At 36.8% G+C, this 16,859-nt stretch carries 16 protein-coding genes; 6 read left to right on the top strand and 10 right to left on the bottom strand.

What is annotated here, in order from left to right; genetic code table 11:
* Positions 1–255: 255 nt before the first annotated feature.
* Entirely contained in the window at positions 256–1,302 is a 1,047-nt protein-coding gene (locus A1D25_RS05380) for a metal-dependent hydrolase (protein WP_157394670.1), read from the top strand.
* Positions 1,303–1,419: 117 nt separating this feature from the next.
* Here the strand turns inward: A1D25_RS05380 and A1D25_RS05375 are convergent, their stop codons facing one another.
* Positions 1,420–2,079, bottom strand: coding sequence for an NAD(P)-dependent oxidoreductase (locus A1D25_RS05375; RefSeq protein WP_157394669.1), 660 nt, complete (start codon positions 2,077–2,079; stop codon positions 1,420–1,422).
* A gap of 138 nt (positions 2,080–2,217) precedes the next feature.
* Between A1D25_RS05375 and A1D25_RS05370 the strand changes: the two genes are divergently transcribed.
* Positions 2,218–2,595: a winged helix-turn-helix transcriptional regulator gene (locus A1D25_RS05370; protein ID WP_157394668.1), complete on the top strand. Its 378-nt coding sequence runs from the start codon at positions 2,218–2,220 to the stop codon at positions 2,593–2,595.
* A 45-nt stretch (positions 2,596–2,640) separates the two neighbouring features.
* Here the strand turns inward: A1D25_RS05370 and A1D25_RS11255 are convergent, their stop codons facing one another.
* The 6 genes from A1D25_RS11255 to A1D25_RS05340 all read right to left on the bottom strand — a co-directional run bounded on the left by A1D25_RS11255 (position 2,641) and on the right by A1D25_RS05340 (position 6,999).
* Positions 2,641–2,703: an IS3 family transposase gene (locus tag A1D25_RS11255; RefSeq protein WP_157394672.1), complete on the bottom strand. Its 63-nt coding sequence runs from the start codon at positions 2,701–2,703 to the stop codon at positions 2,641–2,643.
* Positions 2,704–2,712: 9 nt separating this feature from the next.
* Positions 2,713–3,570: a phosphoribosylaminoimidazolesuccinocarboxamide synthase gene (locus A1D25_RS05360; protein WP_157394667.1), complete on the bottom strand. Its 858-nt coding sequence runs from the start codon at positions 3,568–3,570 to the stop codon at positions 2,713–2,715.
* A gap of 80 nt (positions 3,571–3,650) precedes the next feature.
* Positions 3,651–4,121 carry a hypothetical protein gene (locus A1D25_RS05355; protein WP_157394666.1) on the bottom strand — a complete coding sequence of 157 codons (471 nt, stop codon included), beginning with the start codon at positions 4,119–4,121 and terminating at the stop codon, positions 3,651–3,653.
* Positions 4,122–4,253: 132 nt separating this feature from the next.
* On the bottom strand, positions 4,254–4,346 hold the full coding sequence (locus tag A1D25_RS05350) for a methionine/alanine import family NSS transporter small subunit (protein ID WP_157394665.1): 93 nt from the start codon (positions 4,344–4,346) through the stop codon (positions 4,254–4,256).
* The gene (locus A1D25_RS05345; RefSeq protein WP_157394671.1) at positions 4,346–5,854 is read right to left on the bottom strand and encodes a sodium-dependent transporter; all 1,509 of its coding nucleotides are present in this window, start codon (positions 5,852–5,854) and stop codon (positions 4,346–4,348) included. Before A1D25_RS05345 ends, A1D25_RS05350 begins: the two co-directional genes overlap by 1 nt.
* A 326-nt stretch (positions 5,855–6,180) precedes the next feature.
* On the bottom strand, positions 6,181–6,999 hold the full coding sequence (locus A1D25_RS05340) for a Cof-type HAD-IIB family hydrolase (RefSeq protein ID WP_157394664.1): 819 nt from the start codon (positions 6,997–6,999) through the stop codon (positions 6,181–6,183).
* A 510-nt stretch (positions 7,000–7,509) separates the two neighbouring features.
* Between A1D25_RS05340 and leuA the strand changes: the two genes are divergently transcribed.
* Positions 7,510–9,054, top strand: a complete 1,545-nt coding sequence (gene leuA, locus A1D25_RS05335) for a 2-isopropylmalate synthase (RefSeq protein WP_157394663.1) — start codon at positions 7,510–7,512, stop codon at positions 9,052–9,054.
* Between the two features lie 242 nt (positions 9,055–9,296).
* Here the strand turns inward: leuA and thrB are convergent, their stop codons facing one another.
* The 3 genes from thrB to A1D25_RS05320 form a co-directional block, all read right to left on the bottom strand.
* Entirely contained in the window at positions 9,297–10,244 is a 948-nt protein-coding gene (gene thrB, locus A1D25_RS05330) for a homoserine kinase (protein WP_157394662.1), read from the bottom strand.
* Entirely contained in the window at positions 10,244–12,700 is a 2,457-nt protein-coding gene (gene thrA / locus A1D25_RS05325) for a bifunctional aspartate kinase/homoserine dehydrogenase I (RefSeq protein WP_157394661.1), read from the bottom strand. The genes thrB and thrA overlap by 1 nt, the downstream gene beginning before the upstream one ends.
* A gap of 256 nt (positions 12,701–12,956) precedes the next feature.
* The gene (locus A1D25_RS05320) at positions 12,957–13,340 is read right to left on the bottom strand and encodes a helix-turn-helix domain-containing protein (protein WP_157394660.1); all 384 of its coding nucleotides are present in this window, start codon (positions 13,338–13,340) and stop codon (positions 12,957–12,959) included.
* Positions 13,341–13,508: 168 nt separating this feature from the next.
* Here A1D25_RS05320 and A1D25_RS05315 point away from each other — a divergent pair, with 168 nt between their 5' ends.
* The 3 genes from A1D25_RS05315 (at position 13,509) to sodA (ending at position 16,787) form a co-directional block, all read left to right on the top strand.
* The gene (locus tag A1D25_RS05315; RefSeq protein WP_157394659.1) at positions 13,509–14,579 is read left to right on the top strand and encodes a transferrin-binding protein-like solute binding protein; all 1,071 of its coding nucleotides are present in this window, start codon (positions 13,509–13,511) and stop codon (positions 14,577–14,579) included.
* Positions 14,580–15,222: 643 nt separating this feature from the next.
* The gene (locus A1D25_RS05310) at positions 15,223–15,960 is read left to right on the top strand and encodes a hypothetical protein (protein ID WP_157394658.1); all 738 of its coding nucleotides are present in this window, start codon (positions 15,223–15,225) and stop codon (positions 15,958–15,960) included.
* Positions 15,961–16,145: 185 nt separating this feature from the next.
* On the top strand, positions 16,146–16,787 hold the full coding sequence (gene sodA, locus A1D25_RS05305) for a superoxide dismutase [Mn] (RefSeq protein WP_157394657.1): 642 nt from the start codon (positions 16,146–16,148) through the stop codon (positions 16,785–16,787).
* The last annotated feature ends 72 nt before the right edge of the window (positions 16,788–16,859 follow it).

The following is a 16,859-nucleotide window of genomic DNA, read 5'->3' as shown; positions in this document are numbered from 1 at the left end:
AAAATAAAATCTGTTATTTTTCAATTGGTTATAATCTTCCTTGTAGGGACGCCACGCTGGCGTCCGAATGAAAAAAGACTTTGTCAATAATCTGATATATCCAATCCTAAAATATTTTTTACGTAGCAGTGGGTGATATACTGATGTCCATAAATACCAACTATCAGAAGTAGATGTAAAAATCCGCTTTTTTATTGTATTTCATCCTATTTCCCGACAAAATGCTCGTTTTCGTAAATAACAAAAAGGAAAAATATGGATTCAGTTACTCAGTTTGTGCTTGGTGCTGCAGTGCAAGGCGTAGGAATGGGGAAATATCAAGGTAGGAAAGCGTTATTATATGGCGGTTTACTCGGTACTCTACCTGATCTCGATGTCTTTATTTCTTATGCTGATCCTATCTCATCAATGACTTATCATCGTGGTTTTAGCCACTCAATTTTTGTGCTAACCACATTGGCATTTGTGATAACTTGGCTCACGTTCAAATTAAAATCTGAACGCCCTTTCTCATTTTTACGGTTATTTTTGACCATAACGCTTGCATTGGTTACGCATCCAATTATTGATGCAATGACAGTGTATGGCACACAGCTTTTCTGGCCACTCCCTATTTCTCCAGAGGTATGGTCTACGGTATTTATTATCGACCCAATTTACACCTTGCCACTCGTTTTCACTTGCCTTTGGGCGTTATTAAAGAAAATGAATGCAAAATCAATTAAAGCGTTAAATGTTGCACTCATTTTTGGTTTTGTTTATTTCGGAACAGGCTTTATAGGACGTTTTTATCATGAACATCGCTTTAGCAATGTTTTAAGTACTCAAGGTGTAGAAGTTGAGAAAGTGCTTGCCACACCCACGCCATTTAATACGTTACTTTGGCGTGTTATTGCGGTGGATAAACAAGGTAATTTATATGATGGTGTCAGCGGCTGGTTAGATAAAAAAGCTGAAATGGAATGGATAAAAATACCTTTAAATTTAGAATTTGCATCACAAATTCTCCCTATTTCACCTGAAACTCAACGCTTAAAATGGTTTACCAAAGATTGGCTTCATTATGAGCAAATTGGTGATCATCTTGTAGTAAGCGATGTAAGAATGGGTATGGCAGGGCAATTTAATTTCCGTTTTATTGTTGCGAAACAGCAAAATGGTAAATGGCTTGCTATCCAACCAGAAACCTACCCAGTCATAAGAGTTCATCTTAGACAAGAATTACTGGGTTTATTATGGCAAAGAATGTGGTCGGATAAATTACCTCTTCCTTTGGCACAATGGGCAAAATCAGGGCTATAGTAAAGAGATTATAGATTGGTTAGCTAAAAATAAAGCGGTAAGTTTTGGTAAAACTTTTACAAAAACTCGGTGTAATTGCAAAAATCAGGACAAATCCCACCGCTTATTTCATTCAAATTACAGGCTTGCCACCGTAAAACGCTTGTGCAGATGAGCTTGATTTTCCACATCATCAGCTATCGCCACCGCCAAATCAGGCACGCTAATATCAGCAGGTGTGCCATCGGTATTCATCAGCACATCATCTGTGCCTAAGCGGTATTTGCCAGTTTTATCAAAATACACAGGATTGACTGCAAACATCGCCGCAGGGGAGATGAACGCCCAGTTGATGTCATTGCGTTCTTTAAGCTCCGTCAATAACTCACGAGCCGCATTCGCCCCTGCATAGACATCGGCAGGAAAATCAGGCGTATCCACCAGTTGCAAGTTAGGAGCGACATACAAGCTACCTGCCCCACCGACAATCAGAGCATAAGGCACTTGGGCGGTTTTGATGGCAGTTAGGATAGACGCATAACTTTGTTTAAAATCAGCGACATAGTTTGGGTTCGTCCAACCTGGATTATAGGCGGACACCACCACATCAACGCCCACTAATTGCTTGGCAAAATCCGCATTATTCACATCAAAAGCCACCGCTTGTACGTTGTCGTGCTTGATAACTTTATCAACGTTACGAGCAAAAGCGATAACACTATGCCCACGTTCTGCCAACTCTGCAACAACGGCATTGCCTACTAAGCCTGTTGCACCGATAACTGCGATTTTTTTCATTTTGGTTTCCTTCTATTAAGTTAAATTAACAATTTGCCAAATTGGCTGATGTGGCGTATTATGCTCATCAAACTTACTTTTGGGAAGTACTTACAAATTTGTAAGTATGAAAATAATTGAGAGAAAAAACTTAACACTATGAAAAATAACGAAATTTATTCTGAAAAAATTTATGAAAAAGGCAATGTAATGGCTTCAGCCTGCCCATCAAGAGCTATTTTGCAACATATTACAAGCAAATGGGGCGTGCTGATTTTAGTGATTTTACGTCAAGGCACTAAGCGTTTCAGTGAATTGCGTAAAGAAATTGATGGAATGAGCGAGCGTATGCTGTCGCAAACCTTGCAATATTTAGAACAGGATAAAATGATTCACCGTCAAGATTTTCAAACTGTACCACCCCACGTTGAATATAGCTTGACACCTTTTGGTCAAACTGCCGCAGATAAATTGTATGAACTGGTTGATTGGTTAGAAACCACTTTGCCTGAGATTGAGAAAGGACAGAATAGATAAGAAAAGCGGTCAAATTTTCTTAAATTTTTACAAAATCAGACTGATTTAATTCAAGGATTGAGTTCTATATTGCACAGGACTCAATCCTTTTAATTTTTCAGAGAATATCTATAACTGCTACTTTGTTAATAAATCCAACGCTTCTTGGTATTTTGCTACTGTCTTTTCAATTACATCAGCAGGCACTTTTGGCGCTGGTGCTTGTTTATTCCAACCACTATTTTCTAACCAATCACGCACAAATTGTTTATCAAATGATGGTGGATTTGTACCTTCTTGATAAGTATCCACAGACCAAAAACGGCTAGAATCTGGCGTTAATACTTCATCCATTAACGTTAAAGCCCCATCTTCATCTAAGCCAAATTCAAATTTGGTATCACAGATAATGATACCCTTCGTTAATGCATATTCTGCCGCTTCAGTATAAAGAGCCAATGCTGCTTTTTTCACTTGTTCAGCAAGTTCAGCACCGATTTGGCGCTCACACTCTTCATAGCTGATATTGATATCGTGGTCGCCAACTTCTGCTTTGCTCGATGGCGTAAAAATCGGTTGTGGTAATTTGCTTGCTTCAACTAGCCCTTCAGGTAAAGCCAATCCACAAATAGTGCCTGTTTGTTTGTAGTCTTTTAAGCCACTTCCAGTTAAATAGCCACGCACGATTGATTCAATTTTTACAGGTGTTAAACGCTTACATACTACTGCACGATGTTGAATTGCTTCTGCTTCTTCTTTTGGCAGAACATCAAAAACAGAATCACCCGTAAAATGATTTGGCATAATGTGTGAAAGTTTATTAAACCAAAAATTTGAAATTTGGGTAAGAATTTCACCTTTACGAGGAATAGGATCATCTAAAATAACATCAAAAGCAGACAAGCGGTCAGTTGCCACCATTAACATACGTTTATCATCAATTTCATAGAGATCACGTACTTTTCCTGAATAGATTTTTTTAAGACTAATTTGCATAGAAGAATCCTGTAAAATAAATAGAAAACTGGCGAATTATACCAATTTACGCAAACGTTTGCTATTTCTAGGCGGTAATATTATTTAACTTCAATTTTCGAACCATTAGAAAAAACAATTTTTTTGGCTTGGAATTGTGCTGTAATTTTAGCACCTTGAATAGATAATGCACTTTGTGCTTCTTTAGGTAATTCTTTAAACGGGAGAGAAAACTCTAAAGGAATTCCTTTTTTAGGCTTTAATCCACCTTTAATCGAGACAGGCACATTTTGTACTAAAATAGGTTTATCTTTATGAAAATAAGTTGTTGCCCAGTGTACCTGACTGATGGTTCTTTTTGACTTATTCTCTAGTATATAATTAAAACTCACTGTAGATTGCTTATCTTCTTTTAAATCAATACTCATAAATCTCAAAGAGATTGAGTCAGAAAAACGCTTTAATGCTTGAGACTGTTGTTGAGTTTTTTTAGTGCTATTTGTGTTTGCTTGCACTGAATAGCTAGTAAATATAGAAAGCGAGATAATGAGTAGAGATTTTATGAATTTCATATTATTTCCTTTATGCTTAGAACGAAACAGATCTACCATTCTAGCTTTTTTTAGCTTATTTAGACAAGGTTAAAAAAATAACCGCTTATAGAAAGAACCACAAGCGGTTATTTTTACTCAACGTTTTACCAATTATTCTTTAGGTAAACGAGCGACCGAGATGAATAAACCACCCCAAATAATAATTAGGGCTGCTGACATCATAATAATTGCACTACCACTCATTAGTTATGCTCCTCAAATTTTGTTTCATTTTTCCATTCAAGACGAGAAAGAACGAAAGCAATCACAACTAAACCAATCGCCATTCCCCAACCAAATGTATTGACAAACCAAGTTGGATAGCCTTCGTATCCTTCAGTAATTACTTTATATACTTCACTAAATAACATATAACCTAATACGATTGGTGTTACAACGCCAACAACAATACGCCAAGCAGTACCTAGTTTATATGATGAAGTTTGATTGATGTGCTCTGATAAAACAGATAGTTTCTTGCTAAATGCGATAGCGACAATAGAGAAGAATGCCACAGCAACAATACCAAAGCTATTTACGAATTTATCTAACACATCTAACACAGGTAAACCTGTCGTTGTACCAAATAACGCGATAGAAATAATCGCCATTGGAATACCTACAACTAAAGTTGATTTCACACGCCCAAGTTGTAATTTATCTTGTACCGCAGCGATAATTACTTCTAACACCGATACCAAAGAAGTAATACCTGCAAAGAGTAACGAACCGAAGAATAGCACACCGATTGCTGAACCAAATGGTGCTTGGTCAATAATTGCAGGGAAAGCAATAAAGGCTAAACCAATACCAGATGTAGCAACTTCACTCACTTCTTTACCACCAGCAGCAGCCATAAAGCCAAGAGCCGCAAATACACCAATACCCGCTAATAATTCAAAGCTACTATTTGCAAAACCAACCACTAAACCAGAACCTGTTAAATCTGTTTTTCTCTTTAAGTAAGAGGCGTAAGTGATCATAATCCCAAAGCAGATTGAAAGAGAAAAGAAAATTTGACCATAAGCTGCAATCCATACGCTAGGTTCTTTTAGTTTTTCCCAGTTTGGTGTAAATAAAGCATCTAAACCTTTCTCTGCACCAGGTAAGAAAAGCGCCGTAATCACTAATACCACAAACATAATGGTTAATAGTGGCATAAATAGAGCTGATGATTTACCAATTCCTTTTTGTACGCCCAAGGCTAAGATAGCTAAAACTGCGATCCATACTGCAACAAGAGGCCCTGCCACAGTACCCACAAAGTCAAAGCCAACAGACACACCCTCTGCCATTTGTAAGTACTCTTTAAAGAAGAAACTTGCAGGGTCTGCTCCCCAAGCACTATTTAAAGAGTAATAGGTATAACACGCGGCCCAACCAAGAATCACTGCATAGTAAATACCGATGATGACATTGATTAAAACTTGCCACCAGCCGAAAGTTTCAAAGCTCTTATTAAAACGGCGAAAAGCAAGTGGTGCAGAACCACGATATTTATGCCCTAGTGCATAATCTAAGAATAGTAATGGAATACCTGCTGTTAATAGTGCAATGAGATAAGGAATAATAAATGCACCACCACCGTTATCATAAGTAACATATGGAAAACGCCAAATATTACCTAAACCGACAGCAGAGCCAATAGCCGCCAAAATAAATGCACCACGTCCAGAGAAGGTTTCTCTGCTTGATGCATTAGATGATTGAATATCAGACACAATAAAGCCCTCAAGAAAATATAAAAATTAATGGTAATTGCGAAATATTCGCAATGAGGTGCAATATGCCGAATAATTTGATTAAAGTAAATAGTTTAAAATAAAATAGAATAAGAAATAAAATTACAATAATAGATAAAAAGACTTTAAAATAAAGGATAACTAGTTTAATTATCTATTATTTAATACACTCAAGATGATTACACTAATTTACAAATGTAATCTTAGTATAATAATTTTAATTTTCTCACCTCTCTGTTTCGTATTTTTCATAACTTTTAGAATAGGCACTTTGGGGAGGATGATTTCTTTAACTATTAACGTAGCCCAAAAATAGCTCGAATGTAGCTCGCCACTGCCTCGTCCTTATTACTCCCAATCACTTCATTATTGGGTAAGCGTTGTTTTAAACGAGAGTCAGCATTGCCCATCACACAGCCTTTCCCTGCCAAAGCAAGCATTTCAACATCATTCATTCCATCACCAAAAGAGATACAATCGGAGAGTTCATATCCTTTTAATTTTACTAATTCTTTCAATGTATTTGCTTTGCATACACCTTTTGCCATAATTTCTAGGCATTGTGGTGTGGAATAAGTCATTTGAACCAATTCACCGTAGGTTTGCTGAATATGCTGTTCGACAGGAAGTAAGCACTCTGGATTTCGACCAATAAAGAAAATCTTTTCTGTCTGCTTTGCGTGATGCTGATTAAAATCAACAACCTGATACATAAATCCTGAGTCTTGATGGTATTTTCGTAGCTGCTCAACATCTACGTTGATAAACCATTCATCGCCTTGATAGCTATTTAAACATACCATTTGCTTATCAAAAGGTGTCTTTGTCATTATTTCAAATGCTAAATTTTCGGGTAAATAGTAGCTAGCTAATTGTTCTCCCGCTAAATTGTTTGCTCTTGCACCGTTTGAGGTAACAAGCATTGCATCTTGCACATTTACCTTACTAATAATTTGTTTAACATCTGGGTAATTACGTCCTGTTGCTAGATAAATATCTACTCCCTGCTTAGCCAGCTTTTCCAGTGTTTCAATCGTAAATTGCCCAATTTTATGATCTCGATTGAGTAATGTTCCATCTAAATCAGAAATAATTGCACGAAAAGGTTTATACATAGAAGATCCTTAACCCAAGAAATAATGGGTAAAAGGCTAACAAATTTATGATTTAACATCAAAAGAAAATCGCTGAAATAGGTAATCTGTATAAAAAATAGTAGATCAATCTATTTATATTAAAGATTAAGTTTTACTCCAAAACGCCTTTTTTATTTTGGTAAAGATAGAACATTAAAGTATAAAAAACCAATAAACAAAATAAACACAAGATTTTAACCCAAATAAAGTGCAATTATTCTGCAAGCAACCGTTTGCTTATAGCATAAAATGCTATTGACTTCGCTCCATATCAGGTTAATATACCACTCGATTTCCGAATAACTAATGCAAACATAAAACACACAATGATGAAACTTCTTTCTCTTAACCTGACTCTACTTCTCACGCATTCTGTGCGAGGATAAGATTCGGTAGGAGAAAAAGTTCACTATCCACACTTAGCCCGCACGTTAAAATGCGGGTTTTTTTATCTGTAAAAGAGACTTAATTCAAAGAGAGGATTATCCGATGAGCAACAACATTATTATTTTCGATACCACTTTACGCGATGGCGAACAATCATTAAAAGCAAGTTTAACCGTAAAAGAAAAGCTACAAATCGCCCTTGCTCTAGAGCGTTTAGGCGTTGATGTAATGGAAGTTGGTTTCCCAGTTTCATCATCGGGTGATTTTGAGTCGGTACAAACCATTGCTCGCCATATTAAAAATAGCCGAGTATGTGCGTTATCTCGTGCAGTGGATAAAGATATTGACGTAGCAGCCGAGGCCTTAAAAGTAGCTGAAGCCTTCCGTATTCACACCTTTATTGCAACCTCTGCATTGCACGTTGAAGCTAAACTTCGCCGTAGTTTTGATGACGTATTAGAGATGGCGGTTAATGCGGTTAAACGTGCCAGACGCTATACCGATGATGTTGAATTTTCTTGTGAAGACGCAGGACGCACTGGGGTAGATAACATTTGTCGAGTAGTTGAAGCGGCTATTAACGCAGGAGCAACCACTGTTAATATTCCTGATACCGTTGGTTACTGCTTACCTTATCAATATGGTGATATTATTGCGAACGTAATGAATCGTGTTCCAAATATTGATAAAGCGGTGATTTCCGTTCACTGTCACAACGACTTAGGTATGGCAACCGCTAACTCACTTACCGCAATACAAAACGGAGCAAGACAAATTGAATGTACTATTAACGGTATTGGTGAACGAGCAGGCAATACCGCATTAGAAGAAGTGGTAATGGCTATCAAAACCCGCCAAGATATGTTCAACGGCTTAGACACCCGCATTAATACGCAAGAAATCCATCGTGTAAGCCAAATGGTTAGCCAACTTTGTAATATGCCTATTCAACCGAATAAAGCAATTGTCGGCTCAAATGCTTTCGCTCACTCATCAGGTATCCACCAAGATGGAATGGTGAAGAACAAAAATACCTATGAGATTATGTCGCCAGAAACAATTGGTTTGAAGAAAGAAAAACTCAATCTTACCGCTCGCTCTGGACGTGCTGCGGTTAAAAACCATATGGAAGAAATGGGTTACAAAGAGAGCGATTACGATTTAGATAAATTATATGAAGCTTTCTTAAAACTTGCTGATAAGAAAGGACAGGTTTTCGATTACGACTTGGAAGCACTTGCTTTTATTGATATGCAACAAGGCGATGAAGAACGCTTGAAATTAGATGTTATTACATCACAGCTTATCAGTGGCTTACCTGCTTCTGCCTTTGTACAAGTTGAATTAGACGGACAACGTTTAAGCGAAGTATCACAAGGGGGGAACGGCCCTGTTGATGCAACATTTAATGCAATTCTCAAAATTACTGGAATGGAGATCAAAATGCTCAACTACCATTTAACCGCAAAAGGTGAAGGGGCTGAAGCATTAGGGCAAGTTGATATTGTAGTAGAACATCAAGGACGCCGATTCCACGGTGTTGGTTTAGCGACCGATATTGTTGAGTCATCTGCAAGAGCATTAGTTCACGCAATCAATGCAATCTATCGTTCACAAAAAGTGGCACATCTTAAAAATAAAAAATAACCAGACAGCTGATAAACCTCTGGTATCGCACTAAAGGCTTAATCTTCTACAGTATGCGGTGATGATTTAACGTGCAGAGCGAGACAAAAATACCAAAAACAAACCCACTTTTAATGGTGTAATGAACAAAATAGTTGCTAATAATATTTTTCTTATGTTGTTAGCAACTATTTTTATTTTGTCTATTACACCGTTTTGGTAAAACTTTTACAAAAACTCACCGCTTAGCATACCTAATCAGACTAGCCTATGGCTCTTGCTCCTTGATTATCCACCTTACAAATATGAATAAATCCTTCATTATTTTGTAGGTAATTGCTTTCAAGGTAACTATATAGTTTTTGTGCGTGAGCAAGATCAGGAGCAATGGCAAACATTGTTGGGCCTGAGCCTGAGATACCAACGGCTAACGCACCTAAGTCTTTACAACCTTGGCGAACTTCTGGGAAGTTTGGCAATAAAGCCTCACGATACGGTTCTGCCACTAAATCTTTCATCATCAATGCCGCAAGCTGTGCTTGTCTAGAATGGCAAGCGTGAACAAAGCTCCCCAAGTAGCGAGCTTGGGAAATGACATCTTGACGAGTATAGCTTTTTGGCAAAATTGCTCTTGCTTCAGCGGTAGAAACTTCAATCCCTGGGTAAGCTAGCACCCAATACCACTCATCAAAGAAAGGTAATGGCTGGCAAATATTACCTAGTGATTGTGTCATTAACTGCAAACCGCCTAAGTAACAAGGAGCAACATTATCATAGTGGATAGAACCTGAAATACGCCCTTCAAGTTCTCCCATCATTTCCAATAATTCCATTTTAGAGAACGGTTCTGCGTGGAACTGATTTAATGCCACAAGTGCCGCCACAATAGAACAAGCACTTGAACCTAAACCCGAACCGATTGGCATATTTTTTTCCAAGGTTAAGCGAAGTTTTTTGACTTCGCCACCACGCAATTTTAAACGCTCACTAAAAAGCACATAGGCTTGGTAAACAATGTTTTTTTGTGGCTCTTTTGGCAATTTACGCACAAAATAGCCAACACTTTCTAATTCAAATGGCTGATCCGATTCTTCAATTTGCACCACATCGCCCAATAATGAGCCATCAATCGGTGAAATTGCTGTACCTAAAGAGTCAAAACCTACGCTTAAATTTGCACTTGATGCTGGTGCATAAATACGCAATACCATTAGTTTGCTCCCCCGTGTAATGTACGCAGAATGTCTGCAAAAATCCCTGCCGCAGTTACACTATTCCCTGCACCATAACCACGCAATAAAAGTGGAATTGGGTTGTAATAACGTGTGTAGAATGCAAGGGCATTTTCACCATTTTTCACTTTATAGAGAGGATCATTTTCATCAACTTCTTTGATAGCGACTTTGCATTTACCATTTTCAATCACACCTACATAACGTAAAACATTACCCGAAGCGGTTGCTTTCTCAACACGTTTTGCAAATTCAGCATCTAAATTTGGTAATTCTGCTAAAAACTCTGCGGTAGTTTTCCCTTCAGCAAAGCCTTGTGGTAATACGCCTTCTACTTCAATATCATCAAGTTCTAATGATAAGCCCGTTTCACGAGCCAAAATAAGTAATTTACGAGCCACATCTTGACCAGACAGATCATCTCGTGGATCAGGCTCGGTAAAACCTTTCTCTTTCGCAATCAATGTCGCTTGTGAAAGCGTTAAACCTTCTTCCAATTTACCGAAAATAAATGAAAGTGAACCTGAAAGAATACCTTCAAACTTCTCTACTTCATCGCCTGCGGCAAGTAAGTTTTGTAGGTTTTCAATAACAGGTAAGCCTGCACCAACGTTAGTTTCATATAAGAATTTATGCTGACTTTGACGAGCATTTTCACGCATTTCTTGATAATAAGCATAGCTTGAAGTGTTTGCTTTTTTGTTTGGCGTAACGACGTGGAAACCTTCTTTTAACGCACGAGCATATAAATTAGCTACCGATTGAGCCGTAGTACAATCAACAAATACAGGGTTTACAACGTGGTGCAATTTGATAAATGAAAGTAACACATCAAAATCTGATGGCTGAGTTGCAGATTCTAAATCACTTTTCCAGTTATCTAAATTTAAGCCATTTTCATTCAGTAACATTTTATTCGAGTTGGCTAATGCACATACGCGAATTTCAATATCCTTCTTTGCTAAATACTCCTTTTGTTGCTTTACCTGTTCGATTAGCTCTCCGCCAACACCACCAACACCCACGAGGAAAATATCAACCACTTTTTTATTATTAAAAAGTGCTTGGTGAGTTGCTTTAACTGCTTCAATCGCTTTATTTAACGGAACAACCGCCGAAATTGAACGCTCTGAAGAACCTTGTGCAATCGCAACAATACTGATATTCGCTTGTGCCAATGCAGAGAAGAAACGAGCAGCAATACCTTTCGCCGTACGCATACCATCGCCTACCACAGAAACAACAGAAAGATCTTTAATCACTTCAACAGGATCTAATAACCCTTCTTTTAACTCTTGAGCAAAGGTTTGGTTTAATGCTGAAAGGGCTTTTTCTGCAGATTTAACAGGCACACAGAAACTAATGCTATATTCCGAAGAAGATTGTGTAATTAAAATGACGGAAATACCCGCTTCTGACATTGTTGAGAAGACACGAGCCGCCATTCCCACCATTCCTTGCATACCAGAACCCGACACATTAAACATTGCGACATTATCTAAATTCGTAATACCTTTTACTTTTAAACCATCATTTGCCACATTGCCATCAATGATAGTGCCTTTGCCATCAGGGTTCCCCGTATTTTTAATTAAACAAGGAATTTGTAATGGCACTAATGGACCAATCGTGCGAGGGTGAATAACTTTTGCACCGAAGTAAGAAAGCTCCATCGCTTCTTGATAACTCATTGATTCTAAACAGATTGCATCAGGTACTAAACGTGGATCACAAGTATAAACCCCATCAACGTCCGTCCAAATTTCACAAATATCCGCTTTTAAGCAAGCTGCTAAACAAGCAGCAGAATAATCAGAACCGTTACGACCAAGTAAAACAAGTTCTCCTTTATCATTCCCTGCGGTAAAGCCAGCCATCAACACCACATTTTTCTTAGGAATTGAGCCAGCATCAACACGCTTAGTTGATTCTGCAATATCCACTGATGACTCTAAATAGCTACCATTAGCTAATAATTTCTCAACAGGATCAATGCGAGTAACTTCATAACCTTTTGCTTCAAACCAGCCTTTCATCATCGCAATCGATAATTTTTCCCCACGACTATGCACCGTTGCACTCACGTTATCTGGGCAGAATTTATTTTTAGCCGCTTCATCAGCAATACGGCAAATATCCGCTAATTCTGCTTGAATAAATTGAGCCAATCCTTCACGATCAAATTTGTTATTAACTGCATATAAACCATTGATAATGTTATCAAAAATTTCATTAGCTTCAGTAAGGTGGGATTGGTAGGATTCGCCTGCTTGGGCTTTATCAACGATGGCTACGAGATGGTTAGTGATTTTGGCTGGAGCGGAAAGAACACCTGCTGCTTGGTCGCTTAAATGGGCTTTTTCGATAATATCGGCAGCTTGCATAAAGCGTTCAGCATTGGCTAAAGAAGTGCCTCCAAATTTTAGAACTCGCATAGTTTCTCCTGATTGAATAAAAGTTAAATGTTTGCAAAAAAAGATATAAAAAAACCCGCTTATTTAGCGGGTTCTCTCGTTTTATTCCTTCCGTTTTCTAACCACGAACACCCGCACTATGTTGGCACATAATGGTAATAATCGTTGTGGTAATAGTTGTTAAACGGTTCATCTTAATCTCTCTAACTCAGAGTGAAAACGGCTAGAAGAATGGGCGAAAACGATTGCTTTGTCAATATATTTTTACAAAAAATCGCTATTTTTGTTTTAATAATTCAATGATCTCTTTTAACGCCAAAATTTCCGCATTTTTTTGTGCCACAATTTCATCTTTGTGAGAAATGATCAGTTTGAGTTTATCAATTTCAGCGGTTAGATTTTCATTATTTCCACAGTAGTTTGTATTATTGCCATTTTCATTCATTAAAAAGAATACGCCTTTCCCATCAGTATTCATTAGCTCTAATACATCAATATTAAAAATATGAGCAATCTGCTCTAATTTATGGAGATTTAACTTAGTCTCTCCCCGCTCAATTTTGGCATAACCATTGGTGGACATATTCATTTTTTCCGCCATTTCTTCTTGCGACCATTGGTTCATTTCTCGCACCATACGAATTTTTTCATTAACGCTCACACCTCACCCCTTTTTATTTATTTCCATACCCAAATTGAGTGGATTAGCCACACAGTTTGTTGTTGGTTATTTTATCTAGCGTACCCTAGTATTAAACACTAAGGTTACTATGGTAGCAGTTTGTAACCTTTTTTGAAATTATCTTGTAACAAACGTAAAGGATCTTCTATGTTAAAAATATTTCAGTATAGTTCAATAGCTATTCTATGTGGTCTTATGACAGCGTGTATATCTAATGACAGTGGCAATCCAGGTGCATCTACAGCAGGAACTACTGTAGCGGCAGGAACAACCACAACAGACAATAATAATTCTTCAAACTCATCAACAACAGGAAATTCAGGAGATTCTGAAACAACTCCTACAACAGGAAACAATAGCTCTTCAAGCTCATCAACAATGGGAAATTCAGGGGGAGCTGAAACAGCTCCTGCAACAGAAAACAAGAACCCTTCACCAAAACCACAAGAAGCATCAATTAGTATAACTGTCCAAAAACTACCTGATGCAGGAAATGCGACTGTGGCACAATATGAACAAGGTATTCAAAAATTATTAGTTTCTGGAAAAGAGCTAAATTTAGCCAATCCTGTTAAACAAATAAACAGTCAAAATATTGATAAAGACAACTCAGACACTGGTATGAATATTCTGAAAAAGCATCCAGATGCAATTGCCAAAGGACACGGAGGAGTAAAACACTTTGGAAATGATAAAGCAGGAATTTATCTGAGAGATAATGATCTAAATGGTTGGAAATATCAATCCTTTGGTCGCTATTATAACGAAGATGGCAATCAGTATGGTTTTGTTAGTATTGGTCAAACTACCCAAGAACTACCAAAAGAAGGTGAAATTACTTATCGTGGTATAGCGATGGGTGATGCTACCTTAGATGACAATCGGGTTGTTGGTAGTGGTGAGATCGTAGCAAATACAGAACTTGTTGCAAATTTTGGAACTAAACAACTTACCTTCATAACCATAGAAACCAAAGGATTTGATGGTATAGACGTAAAAGATTATTCGAGTAACTATGATTTAACAGGTACATCAACCTTGAAAGCAAATTCTAGTATGTTTGAAGGTACTGTTAAGACAGCAAGCGGCACAAATGGCACCTTCAAAGGATCTTTTTATGGTAATGATGCTTCTGAAATTGGTGGCACCTTTGATATAAAAGGAAATACCCAAACATATACTGGTGGATTTGGTGCCAAAGATATCACAAAACAGTAATCTACTTTTAGCATAATATTTATTAAATAGCTCATAAGATTTTATTCTATGGGCTATTTTTTATTCCGTTCATTTTCAAGGCAACCTAATATGTTGCCCATTTTCCAATCTATACACTAAACAATAACTCATCTCTAAATTCATCAGGCCAACTAGTTGCAGTGAGTTTTCCTTTCATACCCTGCTTTTTCTAGTGTAATCGTGCCAAGTTCAAGGATAAATTCTAGGAAAAATAGAAAATGTTTATTTTACAACCTGTATTGATATTAGATATAAATCACTATCAGATCATAAATTGATAGAAAATGCGATCTCACCCTGTTATTTAAATAGAATATATTGTATTAATCTGAGAATTATACGGTAGCATCTTATTTAGTATGGCTAACCTTTTTTATCTTTATGCAAAAAGGTTATTTTATATTTCATTTTATTCTGTTCATTTAGTTTCTATACTGATAAGTTGTTACAAATTAAATTAGAAATTTATAGCATTAAATATATCTTCTTGGCAATAAGGTTAAATAGAGCTATGTATATATTCTTCATTATCATATCAGTATTATTTCAAGCAATATCTTATGGATATTTAACAAAAAACTTAAATACAGAGTCAATTTTATTTTTTGTTACATTATCCTTTATGACCTGCTCAATTCTCTACTTTTTTATTTATAAAAGAAAAGGTCTTGTCCTAGCTAGAGGGATGGGAAATAAGCTATTTGCTTTAAACATATATACTGCTATTGCATTTTTAGGGTTCTATTTATCCATATCTTTTATTCCTGCATCCATATCTGCTTTATTAGAAGCTGCTGCAGGTCCTTTATGCGTTGCATTACTATCTTTCCGTACTAATTTGGAAAATAATAAAATCTCAATTAACTTATTATTTCCTTTATTAATTCTTTTATTGGGAATTATAGCATTATTCATACAAAGTCCTGAATTGTCTTACAAAACCTTAATAGGGTGTGTTTTATCTATTTTAGCCGCTTTAGGAGCAGCATTGATTTCTATAAAAAGTTACGATCTTTCAGATATATCACCTCATATTATCCTTGCACATAGATTTCATCTTACTTGGATAGCTTCTGCTTTTTTAATATTTGGATATTATGATTTTGACCTCAATAAGATAGATTTACCATTTACGATTGCTCTTGTATTTTTAGGCGTGGTATTACCTATGTATTTTCTACAAAAAGGAATGCAAAAAGTAAAACCAATGGTGACAATGGTTGCATTAAGTATCATACCAATGATTACATATATATCAGAATCATTGATTGATGGTTCTTTGTATATGGAAATAATTGTTATATTACTAATAAGTACTATTTTATCTCTATTCTATATTCTTAAACAAAGAGAGAAATAAGGAAGAGTAAATTATTCTTTCTCATACAAACACAGGATTAGAACTCTGCCCCTACGCTTTTAGTGTGATTTGTTGGTTCATTTTTGCTTTAGATCAAAAAATGATGTATTCAGCGTCCATTTTTTGATAGCATAAGCGGTGAGTTTTAACTCAAATTTTACACATTATTTTTGAGGGATTTAAAAATGACATACACATTACCTGAATTAGGCTACGCTTATGATGCGTTAGAGCCACACTTTGATGCAAAAACAATGGAAATTCACCATTCTAAGCATCACCAAGCATATATCAACAATGCAAATGCGGCATTAGAAGCTCACCCAGAGTTATTAGCTCAGTGCCCTGGTTCGTTAATCCAAGATTTATCTCAAGTGCCTGCTGAAAAGCGTGTTGCAGTGCGTAATAACGTTGGTGGGCACGTTAATCACACTTTATTCTGGAAAGGTTTAAAAACTGGTACAACTTTAACGGGTGCGTTAAAAGATGCTATCGTGCGTGATTTCGGTTCAGTTGAAAACTTCCAAGCAGAATTTGAAAAAGCAGCAACAACACGTTTTGGCTCTGGCTGGGCGTGGTTAGTATTAGAAGATGGTAAATTAGCCGTTGTTTCAACAGCTAACCAAGATTCACCTTTAATGGGTAAAGAGGTTGCAGGCGTTTCTGGCTACCCAATTTTAGGCTTAGATGTTTGGGAACACGCTTACTACTTAAACTACCAAAACCGCCGTCCAGATTTCATCAAAGCATTCTGGAACGTTGTAAACTGGGACGAAGCTGCACGCCGTTTTGAAGATAAAGTAAAAACTTGTGGCTGTGCAAAATAATCTAGATCATAGATAAATCAAGGGGAAATTTAATTTCCCCTCAGACTGATGACAAACCCAAATTTGTTGTAT

Origin of the sequence: Ursidibacter arcticus (genome assembly GCF_009761375.1) — a bacterium.
GTDB lineage: Bacteria > Pseudomonadota > Gammaproteobacteria > Enterobacterales > Pasteurellaceae > Ursidibacter > Ursidibacter arcticus.
This window is presented reverse-complemented; position numbering and strand designations above follow the sequence as displayed.

Excerpts from the sequence above, each read along its gene's own strand:
- A1D25_RS05380 (WP_157394670.1), top strand. The coding sequence starts at position 256 with ATGGATTCAGTTACTCAGTTTGTGCTTGGTGCTGCAGTGCAAGGCGTA.
- A1D25_RS05375 (WP_157394669.1), bottom strand. The coding sequence starts at position 2,079 with ATGAAAAAAATCGCAGTTATCGGTGCAACAGGCTTAGTAGGCAATGCC.
- A1D25_RS05370 (WP_157394668.1), top strand. The coding sequence starts at position 2,218 with ATGAAAAATAACGAAATTTATTCTGAAAAAATTTATGAAAAAGGCAAT.
- A1D25_RS05360 (WP_157394667.1), bottom strand. The coding sequence starts at position 3,570 with ATGCAAATTAGTCTTAAAAAAATCTATTCAGGAAAAGTACGTGATCTC.
- A1D25_RS05355 (WP_157394666.1), bottom strand. The coding sequence starts at position 4,121 with ATGAAATTCATAAAATCTCTACTCATTATCTCGCTTTCTATATTTACT.
- A1D25_RS05350 (WP_157394665.1), bottom strand. The coding sequence starts at position 4,346 with ATGAGTGGTAGTGCAATTATTATGATGTCAGCAGCCCTAATTATTATT.
- A1D25_RS05340 (WP_157394664.1), bottom strand. The coding sequence starts at position 6,999 with ATGTATAAACCTTTTCGTGCAATTATTTCTGATTTAGATGGAACATTA.
- leuA (WP_157394663.1), top strand. The coding sequence starts at position 7,510 with ATGAGCAACAACATTATTATTTTCGATACCACTTTACGCGATGGCGAA.
- thrB (WP_157394662.1), bottom strand. The coding sequence starts at position 10,244 with ATGGTATTGCGTATTTATGCACCAGCATCAAGTGCAAATTTAAGCGTA.
- thrA (WP_157394661.1), bottom strand. The coding sequence starts at position 12,700 with ATGCGAGTTCTAAAATTTGGAGGCACTTCTTTAGCCAATGCTGAACGC.
- A1D25_RS05315 (WP_157394659.1), top strand. The coding sequence starts at position 13,509 with ATGTTAAAAATATTTCAGTATAGTTCAATAGCTATTCTATGTGGTCTT.
- A1D25_RS05310 (WP_157394658.1), top strand. The coding sequence starts at position 15,223 with ATGACCTGCTCAATTCTCTACTTTTTTATTTATAAAAGAAAAGGTCTT.
- sodA (WP_157394657.1), top strand. The coding sequence starts at position 16,146 with ATGACATACACATTACCTGAATTAGGCTACGCTTATGATGCGTTAGAG.